This is a genomic window from Kribbella caucasensis (assembly GCF_004361855.1).
In the GTDB taxonomy this organism is placed as follows: domain Bacteria; phylum Actinomycetota; class Actinomycetes; order Propionibacteriales; family Kribbellaceae; genus Kribbella; species Kribbella caucasensis.
This window is the reverse complement of record NZ_SNWQ01000001.1, coordinates 519238-534789: the sequence shown is the minus strand read 5'-3', so window position 1 is coordinate 534789 and position 15552 is coordinate 519238. Positions and strand designations below refer to the sequence as shown.

The window sequence follows — 15552 nt, the reverse complement described above, 5'->3', positions numbered from 1 at the left end:
TTGAAAGCATCGGCTGTGGTAATTCCCCGGTAGTAGCCGCAAAATCCAGCCACAAATCCTTGAGTTTATCGCATTCCGCCCTTTTCACCACCTGCCCGGACGGGCACCATCTGGGCATGACGGTCCATCACATCGTCCCGCCGTACCTGCTCGAACGCCTCGAGCAGACCGCGGACGACCCGACCCTGCGGGCTCGTTACCGGCAGTCGCTCGACCATGACGCGATGTTCCGGACCAGGCCCGCAGCGTCAACCACCGAAGCACCTGCGGCTCCAACAACCGAAGCACCTGCAGCCGAAGGGGCCGAAGCGTCCGAGGCCCAGGGTGAGGCAGCGGCGCCCAGTCCGCAACGAGCCATCCACGATGCCGAACACGAGACCGCACTCCCCGGCAACCTGGTCCGGAGCGAAGGCGATCCCGACGTGCCTGACACCGCGGTCAACGAGTCGTACGACGGACTCGGCGCGACCTGGTCGCTGTTCCACGAGTGCTTCGGCCGCGACTCGATCGATGGCGCCGGCGTCCCGCTGATCTCGACCGTCCACTTCGACCGGGATTACGTGAACGCCTTCTGGAACGGCGAGCAGATGGTCTTCGGCGACGGTGACGGCGTGATCTTCCGCTCGTTCACCAGTTCGATCGACATCACCGGTCACGAACTCACCCACGGCGTGGTCCAGCACACCGCCGGTCTGGCCTACGAAGGCCAGGCCGGTGCACTCACTGAGTCCCTCTGCGACGTCTTCGGATCGCTGGCCAAACAACACCACCTCGGCCAAGCCGGCACCGAGGCCGACTGGATCATCGGCGCCGGCATCTTCACCGACGGGGTCGCCGGTGTCGGCATCCGATCCCTCGCCCAGCCCGGTTCGGCGTACGACGATCCGCGGTTGGGCCGTGATCCGCAGCCGTCCCACATGTCGGATTACGTCGACACCGAAGACGACAACGGCGGCGTACACCTCAACTCCGGAATCCCCAACCACGCCTTCTACCTGGTCGCCACCACGCTCGGCGGCAACGCATACGAGGACCCCGGCCGCATCTGGTACACGACCCTGACCTCCGGCGACCTCCCCGCGACCTGCACCTTCGCCCAGTTCGCAGCCGCAACCCAGCAAACCGCCGAAAGCCTCTTCGGCCCCGAATCCCCCCAAGCCCAAGCAGTAACCACCGCCTGGACCCAGGTCGGCGTACTCCCTACCGCCACGCCCAGCCGCACCGAGTCGATCGACCTGATGCGCGCCGCCCAAACCGGCCTAGACACCAGCACCCCACCAGCCCCCGCCAGCCCAACTCCCACGCCCACTCCAACCCCGACCCCGCCGACCCCGACCCCCCCGACCTCGACCCCCCCGACCTCGACCCCCCCGACCTCGACCCCGCCGACCCCGAGTGACTCGGCGCCAAGCCCGCCAACTCCAGCGCCCCCGAGTCCGCCCGACTCGACCCCGGAACCTCCGGCGACCGACGAGCCGCCCGGTGAGACGGCGAATTGACCTCAAGTTCTGTTGAGGTAATACGGTCCGGTCCGTGACCGTTCATCCCCTCCGGCTCGCGCTGCTGGTGCGCAGTGCCGAGGCCGGCCGTTTCGGCACCACGATCGCCGATTGGTTCTCAGGGTTGGTGGACCAGCGCAGCGACTTCAAGCTCGACCTCATCGATCTCGCCCGCACTCCACACACCGCGTTGCCCGGGCGAATCGCCGAGGCCGACGCGGTCGTGATCATCACTCCGGAGTACAACCACGCCTACCCCGGCGAACTCAAGTCCGCGATCGACGCGGTCCGCCGACCGTGGTACGGCAAGCCCATCGCCTTCATCGTGTACGGCGGCCGCTCCCGCGGACTCCGCGCGGCCGAACAACTCCGCCTCGTCTTCGGCGAACTCCACGCCGTCACCCTGCGCGAGACCCTCAGCTTCCACCAGCTCCCCGGCTGCTTCACCGAATCCGGCGAGCCCACCGAACCCGGCACCACCGAGGCCGCCACCACCCTGCTCGACCATCTCGCCTGGTGGTCCCGAGCCCTCCGCGACGCCCGCGCCGCAACCCCTTACCCCGCCTAACCGCTCTCCAGCCGGTGCTTGAGAGCCTGCAGGTTGGCCGGCGAGTCCTTGGCCGCCTGCCGCCGGGCAATCAGCGCGAATAACCTGCCGACGCCCCGCCCGACGAAATCCAGCTCGAGCGTGACCCGGGTCCCCGTGCCAGACGGTTCGACCCGGAGCGTGCCGTCCGGACGAACCGGCCCCGTGGTCACCTGGAACCGGAAGCTCTTCCCAGGCTCGTACTCGACGATCTGGTACGGCGCCTTCACCGTCATCCCCGGTCCGACCCGCCGCGTCTCGATCCCGCGCGTCCCCACCTGGATCGGCCCCTCGGTCAGCATCTCGACCTCGACGATCGCGGCCTGCCACTCGCCGTGCCTGGCCAGATCCTCCACATACGCGGCGACATCCTCCGGCGCCCGATCGATCGCCACACTCTCGACCACATCAGCCATCGTGATCCCCTTCCCCAGCCGACACCCCGTCCGTCAACCTGGCAGTTCAAACGCTAGACCTCGAACCATCGAAGGAATAGGTACCGAACCGCCGCTGTTGAGGCTTGAACGTGACCGGTGAACCCATGCCCCTGTCCGTGCTCGACCTCTCGCCGGTACCGACGGGGAGCCGGCCGTCGCAGGCGCTGCACGAGACCCTCGAACTCGCCCGGACCGCCGAGGCCGCCGGATACCACCGGTACTGGCTGGCCGAGCACCACAACATCGCGAGCGTGGTGAGTTCGAGTCCTGAGGTGATGATCGCGGCCGTGGCGGCGGCGACGTCGACCATCCGGGTCGGCTCCGGCGGCATCATGTTGCCGAACCACTCACCGTTGAAGGTGGCCGAGACGTTCCGCGTCCTGGCCGGCCTGCACCCCGACCGGATCGACCTGGGTCTCGGCCGCGCGCCCGGCACCGACCAGCGGACCGCGCTCGCGTTGCGCCGTAGCCGGGAGGCGCTCACCGCCGACGACTTCCCCGAGCAGTACGCCGAACTGCGCGCATACGCGGAGGGATTCCCGGCCGGTCACCCGTTCGCCCCGATCTCGGCGCAGCCGAGCGACGTACCGCTGCCGCCGGTGTGGATCCTCGGTTCCAGCGCGTACGGCGGTCAGGCGGCCGCCGCGCTCGGCACGGGGTTCGCGTACGCCGGACACTTCGGCAACCTCGATCCGGCCGAGGTGATGCAGGCCTATCGCGAAAACTTCCAGCCGTCCGACCATCAGTCCGAGCCGCACGCGATCCTCGCCCTCGCCGCGATCGTCGCCGAGACCGAGGAACGCGCCGCCCAGTTGGCCCGCGCGAACGCCCTCTCGATGCTCCGCCTCCGGTCCGGTCGCCCCGGACCGCTGCCGTCACCCGAGGAGGCCGCGGCCTACCCGTGGTCCGAGGCCGAGGAAGCCGCGGTCGAGGAGTGGGCCGGCCTGGTCTCCGTCGGCACCCCCGACCAGGTCGCCGCCGACCTGGCCCGCCGCGCCAAAGCTGCCGGTGCCGATGAACTGATCATCACCACCAACATCCACAACCCCACCGAACGCCGCCACTCCTACCAACTCCTCGCCACCACCTGGGGCCTCAAGCCCCGGTAACTCGTGGTCGGCCGGACCGCCAGGCCATCACAATCGGCGAGGCGCTGGCTGGGTGAGCGTGGTCGACCCCAGGACCGGGGCGTATTGATGTGCTGGCGGTCCGCAGATCAACCTCGACCGCGCGAACGAGCTGGTTGTCCACATGGATGTCAGGTGACGCGGACGTGCTCGAAGATCAGGCTCGTCTCGGCGTGGACGACCGCGGGGTCCGTGGTCAGGTGATCCAGCACGAAGTCGCGGAGCGCGTCCGACGACGCCACCGCCACGTGCAGCAAGTAGTCGTTCGCGCCGCTGACATGAAATAGCGCGAGTACGCCGGGCAGCCGCGTCGCCTGTGCCCGGAAGCGATCCGCGTCCTCGCGTGAGTGGGTGCCGATCCGGATCGCGATCATCGCCTGCAGCGGTTGGCCGAGCGCGCCGAGGTCGACGTCCGCGTGGAAACCGCGGATCACCCCGCGATCGCGGAGTGCCCGGACCCGGGCCAGGCAGGTCGACGGGGCGATCCCGGTCGCCTCGGCGAGGGCGTTGTTCGGCATCCGGCCGTCCGCCGCGAGCAGCCGGACCAGTTCCAGGTCGACCTCGTCGAGCCCGGCCGGCGCCGCCCGAGGGGCCGGTCCGGGCGTCCGACGATCCTTCGGCATGACTCCACTGTAGGCGCCATCCACAGAATCCACAGCGTGTGGACAGACCTGTGGACGAATTTTCTTCGGAACTCTTGCGCATCTTTCGCAGAAGATTCCACTCTGTGTGCGACCGGAAGGATGCCCGATGTCTCAGCCCGACACCCGCGCGGTTCACGCCGGCCGCGACGACCTGACCGCTCTCGGGGTACACGTCCCGCCGATCGACCTGAGCACGACGTACCCGCTGCCCGACGTCGCCGCTGGCGGCGCGGCGTACGACTGGCTGGCGCAGGGCAACGCGCCGCGGCAGCCCGACAGCCTCGTCTACCAGCGCCTGTGGAACCCGAACGTCGCCCGCTTCGAACAGGCCCTCGCCGAGCTCGAGTACTGCGACGGCGCGGTCGCGTTCGGTTCCGGAATGGCCGCGCTCTCCGCCTGCCTGCTCGCTACGGTCGTCGCCGGCAAACCCCACGTGGTCGCCGTCCGCCCCTTGTACGGCGGCACCGACCACCTGTTATCCACAGGCATCCTCGGTACGACGGTGACGTGGGCGACGCCATCCACAGTCGCGGACGCGATCCGGCGAAACGACCGGGGCGGTGGGGTAGGGGAGGAATCCAGCACGGGGGCTGGTACTGGTCGAGACGCCGGCCAACCCGACCGTTGACCTCGTCGACATCGCGGACGTGATCCGCCAGGCCGGTGACGTCGCCGTGGTTGTGGACAACACGTTCGCGACGCCCGTGCTGCAGCAGCCGCGTCGGCAGGGTGCCGCGATGGTGTTGCACTCGGCAACGAAGTACCTGGGTGGTCACGGCGACGTGATGGGCGGCGTGGTCGCGGGGACAACCGAGTGGGTCGCGCGACTGCGTCAGGTCCGGGCGATCACTGGTGCGCTGCTGTACCCGCTGGCGGCGTACGAGCTGCACAGGGGACTGCAGACGCTGCCGATCCGGGTGCGGGCGCAGCAGGCGGGAGCGGCGAAGGTCGCCGACTGGCTGAGCACCCATCCGGCTGTGGACAACGCGTACTACCCAGGCCTGGCCGAGTGCGATCCACAGGGACTGGTCGGGCGGCAGCAGGCGGGGCCGGGCGCGGTACTGGCGTTCACCACGAGCGCCGCCGAGCAGGTGCTGAGCCGACTGCGGTTGATTACGCACGCGGTGTCCCTGGGCGGCGTGGACACCCTGATCCAGCACCCGGCCGGCCTGACCCACCGCCTGGTCGCCGACGAGGCCCGACCCGGCCGCAACCTGCTCCGCCTCAGCATCGGCCTGGAAGACCCCGACGATCTGGTCCGCGACCTCCACCAGGCCCTCGCCTGAGCCCGTCCCCGCCGCGCGCCCCGACCGAGCCCGGTCCACCCGACCGCCCGCGAGCCGCAGGCTCAGGCGGCGACCGGTGCCGGGGTTGTCAGGACCTGGTCGATGATTCCGTAGTCGAGTGCCTCGGCTGGGGTGAACCAGCGGTCCCGGTCGAAGTCGGTCTCGATCCGGTCGATCGGCTGCCCGGTCCGTTCGCTCAGCAGCCTGGCCAGGTCCTTCTTGGCCAGCAGCGCCTGCTCCGCCTGCGTCTTGATGTCCGTCGCCGTCCCGCCCATTCCGCCGGTCGGCTGGTGCATCATGATCCGCGAGTGCGGCAGCGCGAACCGCTTGCCCGGCGTACCGCAGGTCAGCAGCACCTGTCCCATCGAGGCGACCAGCCCCATCGCATACGTCGCGACGTCGTTGCCGATGAAGTTCATCGTGTCGTAGATCGCCAGCCCGGCCGACACCGATCCGCCCGGCGAGTTGATGTACAGCGAGATGTCAGCCTTCGGGTCCTCGGCGTTCAGCAGCAGCAACTGGGCGCACAGGGCGTTGGCGTTCTCGTCCTTGATCTCCTCGCCGAGGACGAGGATCCGCTGCCAGAGCAGCCGCTGGTAGATGTGGTTCTCGAGGGCATTCGGTGCTTTGGTCTCGCTCATGGGTTCCAGCCTGGGCCGGGACCGGCCGGAGTACGCCGAAATCTGCCCGTGGCAGATCTGCCCACCGCAGACCTGACCGGGATGGCACACTCGGTACAGGACGAACAGGAGCCGAGGAGGCCAGACGTGTTGCTACGCCAGGTGATCGGGAACGTCTTCCGCCGACTGCGGCGCGAGCGGGGGATCACCCTGCGCGAGCTGGCCGAGCTCGCCCAGGTGTCGGTGCCGTACCTGTCCGAGATCGAGCGCGGCCGGAAGGAACCGTCCTCGGAGATCCTCGCGGCGATCTGCCGGGCCCTCGAACTTGAGCTGACCGACCTGCTCGCCGAGGTGCAGTTCGACCTGACCACCGCGGTCCGCGCGACCCTGCCGGTCCGGCTGCAGACTGCCGCGATCCGGGTCACCGACTCCACTCCACAGCGCATCCAGTCGTCCCCGTCGTCGGTCTCCACCTCCGCTCAGGCGTTCGCTCTCGTCGCGTAGGACGTGCTCCTGTACAGCAACCCGTCCGCGAGGTCGTGGCGGACCACGCCTGCGCCGGCCGAGGTGCTGGCTTTCCACCAGAGCCTGGCCGACTACCGCCCGACCCCACTGCACGAGGTGCCCGCACTGGCCCGCGAGCTGGGAGTCGGCCGCGTGCTGGTGAAGGACGAGTCTCGTCGGCTCGGTCTGCCGGCGTTCAAGGCGCTCGGTGCGTGGTGGGCGATCCACTGCGCCTTGTCAGAACACCCGGAGGCCGCGGAGCTCGTCACGGCCACCGATGGCAACCACGGTCGCGCTGTCGCCCGGCGAGCCCGGATGCTCGGACTGCGGTCGCACGTGTTCATCCCCTCCGTCGTACCTGATCCAGCTGTTGAGGCGATCCGATTGGAGGGCGCCACCGTGACAGTCCTACCCGGCTCGTACGACGATGCTGTGGTTGCCGCCGCTGCGGAGGCGACCGACCAGAGTCTCTTGATCCAGGATTCGGCCTGGCCTGGTTACGAGGTGATCCCGCAGTACATCGTCGACGGCTACTCGACGCTGTTCCGCGAGATCGACGTGTCGCCCGACCTGGTCGTCGTACCGATGGGTGTCGGGTCGGCGGCGCAGGCGGCAGTCACGCACTACCGCAGTGGTCCTGTAGCGCCTGCTGTGCTCGGGGTGGAGCCTGCGCGAGCCGCGTGCGTCACCAGCAGCCTGCTGGCAGGGGAGTTGGTAACTGTGGACACCGGTACGACCGTCATGGCCGGACTGAACTGCGGTACTCCGTCCAGCCTCGCTTGGCCTGTACTGCGCGACGGGCTGGACGCCGCGGTCACAGTTGAGGAGGCGGAGGCGATCAAGGCAGTGGAGGACCTCGAAGCGGCTGGGATCTCGTCCGGACCGAGTGGCGCCGCGACATTGGCCGGCCTGCGTGCGGCCCGCGACGCGCTCGACCTCGACGTCCGCAGCACCGTCGTCCTCATCAGCACGGAAGGCCGCCAGGACGGAAGCTAGTGGTCAGCACGGAACTGGATCGACAGCCGGACGCCCGATCGGGCAGGCTCGCACCATGGAGCTCAGAGTCCGCTTTCCTGTCGACGATCGCGAACTGTCGACTCTGCACGCGCTCGCCTTCGAGTCGCCGGTCTCGGTGCAGCCTTGGGGAGCGCGGCTGGAACGGCACGCGCTCACCTGGGTGGGTGCCTTCAGCAACGATCGGCTGATCGGCTTCGTCCAGGTCTGCTGGGACGGCGGCGCGCACGCCTTCGTACTGGACACGGCAGTGCACCCGGAATACGGCCGGAAGGGCATCGGCAAGGAACTGGTCGCGGCCGCGGCCGAGGAAGCCCGGGCAGCCGGCTGCGAATGGCTGCACGTCGACTACGAACCACACCTCACCGCCTTCTACGTCGAGGCCTGCGGTTTCACCCCGACCGAGGCGGCGCTGCTCAAGCTCCGCTGAGTGCGGTCAGCCGTTCGGCCTGAGTGCGGTCAGCCGTTCGGTGGAGATGCACGAGATCAGGCACCGCTCCTTGGCGTCACCGAGCAGCTCAGCGGTCCACCTCGTGAACCCGCCGTCGCCGAGTTCTCCATCGGTCGTGGCGATGCCGATCGCCGCATCCGCGTAGTAGTTGGAACCCTTCTCCCGCTCGGTGTCCTCCGCGAACTCCGTCTTCAGCGCCGGACGCACGGTGTCCACGATCCGCTCTCGTACTGCGCTCGGCCCGAACGTGGTGAAGTTGAACCGCGCCCGCTCCCCGAGTACGTCATGCCAGAAGCCCAGGTGGTCGAGCAGCAGTTGCGCCTCGGTCCGGGCCGATCCGGTGTCCCGTGCGCTCGACACCAACGCGAACAACTGGAAGTGGGCGAACAACCCCGGCGCGTCCTCCCGCTGCGCACGGACCACGCGCTGACAGGTCGCCAGGTCCACCCGGTCCGCGCCCGCGCGGCGTCGTACGGCGGCTTCGAGGGCGAGAACGTTGGTCGGGTCGCTGGCCACTTCGGTGTTGCGGATGGTGCTGACGACCTTGTCCTGGTTGACCGTCGCCACGGCCGAGCACGTGCCGAGCGGAGTCAGTGGCGACAGCTCCAAGCCGACGAATTGATCCGGTAGGAGCTCCCACAGCCGCGCCTGGGTCCGGGCCAGTTTGCGCGGATCCGTTGTGGACGGCTGCACGAAGCGGTCGGCTCGCCACCTGTCGATCACGCGCGCCGGGGACACCTTCGCCGCGCGCTGCCGACTGATATCCAGCAGGAGACTCTGCAACTCGGACGGGCTCAGGCCGTCGACCAGACTGTCCCGGAGGTTCGTCGGCAGCTTGCGCCAGACTCGTTCGCTCGCACCACTCATACGCCTACCCTGACCGATCGGTCGCTCTTGGTGCCCCCCCATTTATGCTCTGTACCAACTAGTATGTACGAGTCCTTCGAGAGGAGTGGGCATGTACGCGATGCAGTACGAGGTGGCGTTGCCGGCGGACTACGACATGGGGATCATCCGGCGGCGGGTGGAGACAAAGGGGGCCGCCACGGACGGTTTCGATGGGCTGGGGGTGAAGGCGTACCTGGTGCAGGATCGGGCGAACGGGGCGATGGTGAACCAGTACGCGCCCTTCTACCTGTGGAACTCGTCGGCGGCAATGGGCCGGTTCCTGTTCGGGGGCGGGTTCTTCAGTGGGATCTGCGAGTCGTTCGGACGACCGATCGTGCGGCAGTGGACTGGTGCGCAGGCGTTGGCCGGGCCGGATGTGGATCAGCCGGCGGTGGCGGCGACGAAGCACACCTGGTCGTTGGAGCCCGATGTGGATCCGGCTCTGCCGGTCGGGGAGGCGCTCGAATCCCTTCGTGAGCGGGTGGCGATGGGCGGGGTGCACAGCTCGGCGATCGCGCTGGATCCGACGCGATGGGAGCTCGTGCAGTTCACGCTGTGGAGTGGCGAGCCCGGGATCGTGCCGGGGACCCGCTACCAGGTGCTGCACTTATCCACACCCGGGACAAAAGATCTTTTGGCCGGCTGACTTCGCGGTTATTTTCTAAGCATGAGATACCCAAGCCCGCACCTTTGACGCCCAGACAACCTAGCCGCTCAGCACCCACTCGTCCGTCGACCGGGAGGGGTGCGATGAGCGCCGTACCGTCGAGCCTGTCCGCCCGGATCATCGCCTTCGAGGCGTTGCAGGACTTCATCCCGCTGTATCCGCTGTACCAGTTGCTGTTCACGGATCACGGGTTGTCGGCCGCGGAAGTCTCGACCCTGTTCATCATCTGGTCGACGACCTCGTTCCTGCTCGAGGTGCCCTCGGGCGCTTGGGCGGACGTGTTCTCGCGCCGCAAGCTGCTGATGCTCGGCGCGTTCCTCTCCGGTCTCGGGTACGCCGCGTGGATCGTGCTGCCCTCGTTCGCCGGATTCGCGCTCGGCTTCGTCCTCTGGGGAACCAGTTCCGCGCTGATCTCCGGAACCTTCGAAGCCTTCGCGTACGACGAGTTGGCCGCGCGCGGGTCGACCTCGAAGTACGCGGGGTTGCTCGGGAAGGCCCGGGCGGCCGCGTTGGTCATGAACCTGGCCGCGACGTTGCTGGCGGCTCCGTTGTACCAGCTGGGCGGATACGTGCTCGCCGGTGTGGTGAGCGTGTCCAGTTGTCTGCTGCAGGTTGTTGTTGCGATGTCCTTGCCGGAGGCGGCCCAGGTCGCCACGGCCGACGAGACGGAGGAGGTGGAGCCTGGTACCGGGCGTGGTGCGCTCGGGCGGTACCGGCTGATGCTGCGCTCGGGTCTGACCGAGGTGGCCTCGAACCGGACCGTTCGGAAGGCGGTCGCGCTGGTCGCGTTGCTGGGTGGATTCCTGGCGTTCGACGAGTACTTCCCGCTGCTGGCGAGGGAGGTCGGCGCGTCGACCGTGTTGGTGCCGTTGCTGATCGCGGGAACCGTGGCGGCTCAGGCGATCGGCGGTGCCCTCGCGGGACCGGCGTACACGCTGCGCGCGTCGTACTTCGCGGTCGGGCTGGGGCTGACGGCCGCGCTGATCGCATGGGGTTCGCTGAGCGGGACGGCCGCCGGCTTCGTGCCGATCGCGGTCGGCTACGGCGTGATGCAGCTCGTCATCGTAGTGGCCGAGGCGCGATTGCAGGACTCGATCGAGGGTCCGGCGCGTGCCACGGTGACGTCGGTGTCAGGCTTCTTCGCTGAGGTGTTCGCGGTCACGGTCTACGCGGGCTTCGCCCTCGGATCGGTCTGGTTCACCCTGCCAATCCTGATGGCCGCCCTCACCGTGCCGGTGGTCCTGACCGCCGCAATCACCCCATCCGCCCTACCCGCACCCGCCAACCGAGAGGAGCAACCCTCAGAGTCTGAGGAACCTGCCCACTGATATCCAGCACAGCTCAACCTTGGGGGTGGGGGGTGGGCCCAGGGCGAGGGGCCGAAGGCTGCTGGGGCGACCTTGGGCACCGGCTGGTCACGTTTCGCGCCGAGATGCGCCTGGTGGGTTCTCAAGGTCGGGTCGCGCTTAACGCGGTCGCCACGCCGGGGACCTTGAACAACATCGCGGGACCGTGAACACGAAATACCTCGTCCGAGGTCTCGGCAACTTGTTCATGGTTCCACGCGCACCCCAGTCGAGAGGTGAGGGGTGGGGTGAGGGGGCGAGGCGAGGTGGAGGCGAGAGCCGAGGTGTAAACCGATGGGACGTGTCGGGTGGTCCCGAGGCGTTCGGACAATTCGGTGTTGGCCGAAGTGGGGGCGGCCTACGATCCTGGGGTGACGACGATGGGTGGGGCGCGGGGGCGGGCTGAAGGACGGCAAGGGGTGTTGGCGGCCGGGGCTGCGGTGGTGACGGTGGTGCTGTGGGCTTCGGCGTTTGTGGCGATTCGGCATGTGGGGCACGAGTTTTCGGCGGGTGCGCTGTCGCTCGGGCGCTTACTGGTGGGAAGTTTGTTGCTCGGGGCAATGGTATTCACCCGGCCGCGGAGGTGGCCGGCGAAGGGGGACTGGAAGCCGCTGCTCGTCTGCGGTCTGCTCTGGTTCGGGGTCTACAACGTCGCGCTGAACGCGGCCGAGCAACGCCTCGACGCCGGGACCGCGGCGATGCTCGTCAACGTCGGCCCGCTCCTGATCGCACTACTGGCGGGGTTCCTGCTCGGTGAGGGCTTCCCTCGTCAGTTGGTGATCGGCAGCGTCGCGGCCTTCGGTGGTGTGGTTCTGATCGGCACCTCGTCGTCGGAGGGCCGCGCTGAGACCTGGGGTGTGGTGCTCTGTGTGGCCGCCGCGGTCTCGTACGCGATCGGCGTGGTTTCGCAGAAGCCGCTCCTGGCCCGGCTGCCCGCCCTGGAAGTCACCTGGCTCGCCTGCACCATCGGCGCGATCAGTTGCCTCCCGTTCGCTCCCACCTTGATCCGCGAGGCAGGCGATGCACGTCCTGCAACGATCTGGTGGGTCATCTTCCTGGGCGCCTTTCCGACCGCCCTGGCCTTCACCACCTGGGCGTTCGCGCTGGCGAGGACGAGTGCCGGCCGGATGGGCGCGACGACGTACCTGGTGCCTCCGTTGACGATCTTCCTGGGCTGGCTGCTGCTGGACGAATCCCCGGCGCCATTGGCCTACGCGGGCGGCGCGCTCTGCCTGATCGGCGTCGCCATCTCCCGCCTCAAGCCGAAGAGAACCGCACACCCAGCCGACGAAACCGCGCCTGCGCCGGATTGAGGGCGGTGGGTCAGGTCCAGGTCTTCTGGATGCCGTGGACGAGGACTGTGAGGGCGGACTCGAAGCCGGTGTCGAAGTCGTAGTGCAGGCCCTCGCGACCCAGGTCCCGGACTACGCGGCTCAACGTCGGTGCCTTGCCGGCAGGCAGGTTGTCGACTCGGTCGAGTAGGTCCGGGGCGAGCTCGAACGTGTCGGCGCGGACCGCGGTCTCGCCGAGCATGAAGCCGTGGATGAAGTCGACGATCGTGTTGACCGCTTCGAAAATCTGCCGGGATGCGAGTCCGCCCCGGTCCAGCGCGCGGTAGAACGGCTCGACTGTGGTGACCACGACCTCCGAAACGGCCGAGGTGTCCGAGAGGATCTGCAGGGCCAGGTTCGGATGCGCTCGCAATGCATCGCGGTACGCGCGGGCCGCGGCCTTCAACTCCTCCTGCCACGGCACGTCTTCGCGGGGCGGGGCCGACTCGAGGTCGGCGAAGACCAGCTCGGCCAGTCCACCGAAGACCGCCGCCTTGTTCGGCAGATGGTGGTAGATCGACATCGGGTTCACCCCGAGGGTCGAGGCCAGCCGCCGCATCGTCATCGCGTCGACGCCCTCGTCGTCCACGATCCGCAGCGCCGCGCGCAGGATCGCCTCCCGGCTCAACCGTCCCTCGCCCGCCCGGGGCCGGCCGGATCGGTGCGGCTTGCGAGCGTTAATCATACGTCGTATGGTACAGAAATCATACGGTGTATGGCTACTGTGGGAGGATGATCATGACGAAGCCGCTGGCAGGCAAGGTCGCGCTGGTGACGGGCGGTTCTCGAGCCGCCGGCCGGGGGACCGCCGTGGAGTTGGGTGCGGCTGGCGCGACGGTGTACGTGACCGGCCGGACCACGCGGGCGCAGCGGTCGGAGATGGATCGGCCGGAGACGATCGAGGAGACGGCCGAGTTGGTGGATCGCGCCGGCGGCCGCGGCATTGCCGTACAGGTGGACCATCTGGAGGCTGATCAGGTCCGGGAGCTGGTCGCGCGGATCGAGCGGGAGCAGGGTGCGCTGCATGTCCTGGTCAACGACATCTTCGGGGCGACCACGATCGAGTGGGACAAGACGGTGTGGGAGTCGTCGCTCGATGTCGGGATGCGGACGTTCCGGTTGGCGGTGGACACCCATGTGATCACCAGCCATTTCGCGCTGCCCTTGCTGATCAAGGAGCCGGGCGGACTGGTCATCGAGATGACCGATGGCACCGACGAGTACAACGCGGTGAACTACCGGAACTCCTTCTTCTACGACCTCTCGAAGGCCACGGTGAACCGGATGGGCTTCTCCCTGGCCCACGAGCTCGAACCGTACGGCGCGACCGCGGTCTCCCTGACGCCGGGCTGGATGCGTTCCGAGGCGATGCTCGACGCGTTCGGGGTCACCGAGGCGAACTGGCGCGACGCGACCGAACGCATCCCGCACTTCGCGATCTCCGAGTCCCCGTCGTACGTCGGTCGCGCGGTCGCCGCCCTCGCCGCGGATCCGGACCGGTCGCGGTGGAACGGCCAGTCTCTCTCCAGTGGACAGCTCGCCAAGGTGTACGGCTTCACCGACCTCGACGGCAGCCGGCCCGACGCCTGGCGGTACATGGTCGAGGTCCAGGACCCGGGCAAACCCGCCGACACCACGGGCTACCGCTGACCATCAGATCCGATGAAGCCCACAGGGTTGGGCGCCGGTCGCCGACGTTGACAGGGGCACCGCTTTGGCCTGGTCTGTCAGCGGCAGGTGTGGGTGGGCGGCCGCAATCGGAAGGCCGGTGGCGGCCGCGAGTCGCAGGATGTCGCGGCGTGAGGTGACAGCCACAGCGGCATCGCGCTCGTAGACATATGTGAGCCCTGGCCACCGTGCCTGCGCCGGATGAACCAGTACGTCGCCGCCGAGCACAGCGCGATCCGTGAGGACGGACTGATGCCCAGGTGTGTGCCCCGGCGTCGGCAGCAACCGCAGTCCGCCTACTTCGGTCTCACCATCGACCGCCCGCAGTTGCCCGGCCGCCGCGATCGGCTGGATCAGGTTCCGGTACGTCGCGCCGGTGTGCGCGTGGTCGACCTCAGCCTGCTGCACCACGTACGTCGCATTCGGGAAGCGCGGGCGATCGCCATCGGTGTTCCAGCCGGCGTGATCGAGATGGATGTGGGTGAGGATCACCGTGTCGATCTCCTCGACGCCAACCCCGGCCGCGTCCAGCAGACGGGGAAGTCGTCCGGTGGTCCCAAGCCAGTCCGCTGCCTCACCACCCGCGGGCCCGATACCCGTATCCACCAGCACGGCACCGCGTTCAGAAGTCACCAGATAGCTGTGGAAGTGCAGCAACCATCCGCCATCGGCTGCGACGTTGCCCGGCAGATGAGCCTCCGTCCACGTTTGGTGCTCCGCTGACCACCCTGGCAAGGCATCCTCGATCGCCTCGGGGAACACGGCCACCGCATCGCACAACACCGTCACATCCACCCGCCAAGTCTCACCCGTCCGGGACGTGAACGGGCTCAGGTGAGGAGCATCCAGGCGGCGAGGGTGGTCATCAGGAGGGCGATGGTGCCGTCGAGGACCTGCCAGGCGCGGGGACGAGCGAAGACCGGCGCGAGTTTGCGGGCCAGGAAGCCCAGGGCGAAGAACCAGGTGAAGCTCGCGAGCACGGCACCGAAGCCGTAGAACCAGCGGCCGTCGGTGCCACGTTGATTCGCGAGCGAGCCGAGCAGGACGACCGTGTCGAGGTAGACGTGTGGGTTGAGGAAGGTGAAGCCGAGGCAGGTCAGGAGGACGCTGCGCAACGCGGCTGGGACATGGTCGGCGGGGCTCATGGTCCCGGGCGCGACCGCTCGCCGCGCCGCGAGCACGGCGTACCCGAACAGGAAGGCGGCGCCGAAGTACTTGGCGATGGTGAGGGCGAGCGGGGCGCCGGTGAAGAGGGCGCCGAGGCCGGCGATGCCGCCGCTGATCAGCAGGGCGTCCGCGAGGGCGCAGGTCAGGACCACCGGCAGCACGTGTTCGCGGCGCAGGCCCTGTCGCAGGACGAAGGCGTTCTGCGATCCGATCGCGATGATCAGGGACAACGACGTGGCGAAGCCGGCAAGGAGGGGCATGAGTCAACCGTAGGAACGTTCGCGCTGAGGCTCCAGCTAAAGATTCTTCATCGTGAT

General features: G+C 68.3%; 19 protein-coding genes. 12 read left to right on the top strand and 7 right to left on the bottom strand.

From position 1 onward, the window contains the following. The first annotated feature begins 116 nt into the window (after window positions 1-116). Together EV643_RS02545 and EV643_RS02540 are read left to right on the top strand one after the other, a co-directional pair. The gene (locus EV643_RS02545) at window positions 117-1499 is read left to right on the top strand and encodes a M4 family metallopeptidase (RefSeq protein WP_133798276.1); all 1383 of its coding nucleotides are present in this window, start codon (window positions 117-119) and stop codon (window positions 1497-1499) included. Window positions 1500-1533: 34 nt separating this feature from the next. After that, window positions 1534-2067 carry an NADPH-dependent FMN reductase gene (locus EV643_RS02540; protein ID WP_133798275.1) on the top strand — a complete coding sequence of 178 codons (534 nt, stop codon included), beginning with the start codon at window positions 1534-1536 and terminating at the stop codon, window positions 2065-2067. Here the strand turns inward: EV643_RS02540 and EV643_RS02535 are convergent. Next, entirely contained in the window at window positions 2064-2501 is a 438-nt protein-coding gene (locus EV643_RS02535) for an SRPBCC family protein (protein ID WP_133798274.1), read from the bottom strand. The two genes, EV643_RS02540 and EV643_RS02535, sit on opposite strands and share 4 nt — an antisense overlap. Window positions 2502-2611: 110 nt before the next feature. On the opposite strand from EV643_RS02535, the gene EV643_RS02530 reads away from it, so the two are divergent. Continuing rightward, window positions 2612-3631: an LLM class flavin-dependent oxidoreductase gene (locus EV643_RS02530; RefSeq protein ID WP_238165307.1), complete on the top strand. Its 1020-nt coding sequence runs from the start codon at window positions 2612-2614 to the stop codon at window positions 3629-3631. 149 nt (window positions 3632-3780) lie between these two features. On the opposite strand, the gene EV643_RS02525 is transcribed toward EV643_RS02530, so the two are convergent. Beyond that, window positions 3781-4272: an Lrp/AsnC family transcriptional regulator gene (locus EV643_RS02525; RefSeq protein WP_133798273.1), complete on the bottom strand. Its 492-nt coding sequence runs from the start codon at window positions 4270-4272 to the stop codon at window positions 3781-3783. A 127-nt stretch (window positions 4273-4399) separates the two neighbouring features. Between EV643_RS02525 and EV643_RS46370 the strand changes: the two genes are divergently transcribed. Both EV643_RS46370 and EV643_RS46365 read left to right on the top strand, forming a co-directional pair. After that, on the top strand, window positions 4400-4921 hold the full coding sequence (locus tag EV643_RS46370; RefSeq protein ID WP_255512919.1) for a PLP-dependent transferase: 522 nt from the start codon (window positions 4400-4402) through the stop codon (window positions 4919-4921). Between the two features lie 19 nt (window positions 4922-4940). Continuing rightward, complete coding sequence (locus EV643_RS46365) at window positions 4941-5579, top strand: trans-sulfuration enzyme family protein (RefSeq protein ID WP_255512918.1); 639 nt, start codon at window positions 4941-4943, stop codon at window positions 5577-5579. Between the two features lie 62 nt (window positions 5580-5641). Here EV643_RS46365 and EV643_RS02515 read toward each other — a convergent pair whose 3' ends face one another. Further along, the gene (locus EV643_RS02515) at window positions 5642-6229 is read right to left on the bottom strand and encodes a ClpP family protease (protein ID WP_255512926.1); all 588 of its coding nucleotides are present in this window, start codon (window positions 6227-6229) and stop codon (window positions 5642-5644) included. 117 nt (window positions 6230-6346) lie between these two features. Between EV643_RS02515 and EV643_RS02510 the strand changes: the two genes are divergently transcribed. From EV643_RS02510 to EV643_RS02500, 3 genes are read left to right on the top strand one after another with little or no spacing between them, the layout of a single operon-like run. After that, window positions 6347-6703: a helix-turn-helix domain-containing protein gene (locus tag EV643_RS02510; RefSeq protein WP_133798271.1), complete on the top strand. Its 357-nt coding sequence runs from the start codon at window positions 6347-6349 to the stop codon at window positions 6701-6703. Between the two features lie 3 nt (window positions 6704-6706). Next, window positions 6707-7699, top strand: coding sequence for a pyridoxal-phosphate dependent enzyme (locus EV643_RS02505; protein WP_238165306.1), 993 nt, complete (start codon window positions 6707-6709; stop codon window positions 7697-7699). 55 nt (window positions 7700-7754) lie between these two features. After that, window positions 7755-8147: a GNAT family N-acetyltransferase gene (locus EV643_RS02500; protein WP_133798270.1), complete on the top strand. Its 393-nt coding sequence runs from the start codon at window positions 7755-7757 to the stop codon at window positions 8145-8147. Window positions 8148-8153: 6 nt separating this feature from the next. On the opposite strand, the gene EV643_RS02495 is transcribed toward EV643_RS02500, so the two are convergent. After that, on the bottom strand, window positions 8154-9035 hold the full coding sequence (locus tag EV643_RS02495; protein ID WP_133798269.1) for a hypothetical protein: 882 nt from the start codon (window positions 9033-9035) through the stop codon (window positions 8154-8156). Window positions 9036-9126: 91 nt separating this feature from the next. Here EV643_RS02495 and EV643_RS02490 point away from each other — a divergent pair, with 91 nt between their 5' ends. From EV643_RS02490 to EV643_RS02480, 3 genes are all read left to right on the top strand, one after another. Continuing rightward, window positions 9127-9702 carry a DUF4865 family protein gene (locus EV643_RS02490; RefSeq protein WP_133798268.1) on the top strand — a complete coding sequence of 192 codons (576 nt, stop codon included), beginning with the start codon at window positions 9127-9129 and terminating at the stop codon, window positions 9700-9702. Between the two features lie 104 nt (window positions 9703-9806). Further along, on the top strand, window positions 9807-11051 hold the full coding sequence (locus EV643_RS02485; RefSeq protein WP_238165305.1) for an MFS transporter: 1245 nt from the start codon (window positions 9807-9809) through the stop codon (window positions 11049-11051). Window positions 11052-11449: 398 nt separating this feature from the next. Further along, a complete protein-coding gene (locus EV643_RS02480) occupies window positions 11450-12382 on the top strand; it encodes a DMT family transporter (RefSeq protein WP_133798588.1) in 933 nt (310 codons plus the stop codon). A 10-nt stretch (window positions 12383-12392) separates the two neighbouring features. On the opposite strand, the gene EV643_RS02475 is transcribed toward EV643_RS02480, so the two are convergent. Beyond that, window positions 12393-13085 carry a TetR/AcrR family transcriptional regulator gene (locus tag EV643_RS02475; protein WP_133798267.1) on the bottom strand — a complete coding sequence of 231 codons (693 nt, stop codon included), beginning with the start codon at window positions 13083-13085 and terminating at the stop codon, window positions 12393-12395. A gap of 53 nt (window positions 13086-13138) precedes the next feature. Between EV643_RS02475 and EV643_RS02470 the strand changes: the two genes are divergently transcribed. After that, window positions 13139-14050 carry an SDR family oxidoreductase gene (locus EV643_RS02470; RefSeq protein ID WP_133798266.1) on the top strand — a complete coding sequence of 304 codons (912 nt, stop codon included), beginning with the start codon at window positions 13139-13141 and terminating at the stop codon, window positions 14048-14050. A 3-nt stretch (window positions 14051-14053) separates the two neighbouring features. Here EV643_RS02470 and EV643_RS02465 read toward each other — a convergent pair whose 3' ends face one another. Together EV643_RS02465 and EV643_RS02460 are read right to left on the bottom strand one after the other, a co-directional pair. Continuing rightward, on the bottom strand, window positions 14054-14863 hold the full coding sequence (locus EV643_RS02465) for an MBL fold metallo-hydrolase (protein ID WP_133798265.1): 810 nt from the start codon (window positions 14861-14863) through the stop codon (window positions 14054-14056). 35 nt (window positions 14864-14898) lie between these two features. Then, on the bottom strand, window positions 14899-15495 hold the full coding sequence (locus EV643_RS02460; protein WP_133798264.1) for a LysE/ArgO family amino acid transporter: 597 nt from the start codon (window positions 15493-15495) through the stop codon (window positions 14899-14901). Window positions 15496-15552: the final 57 nt, after the last annotated feature.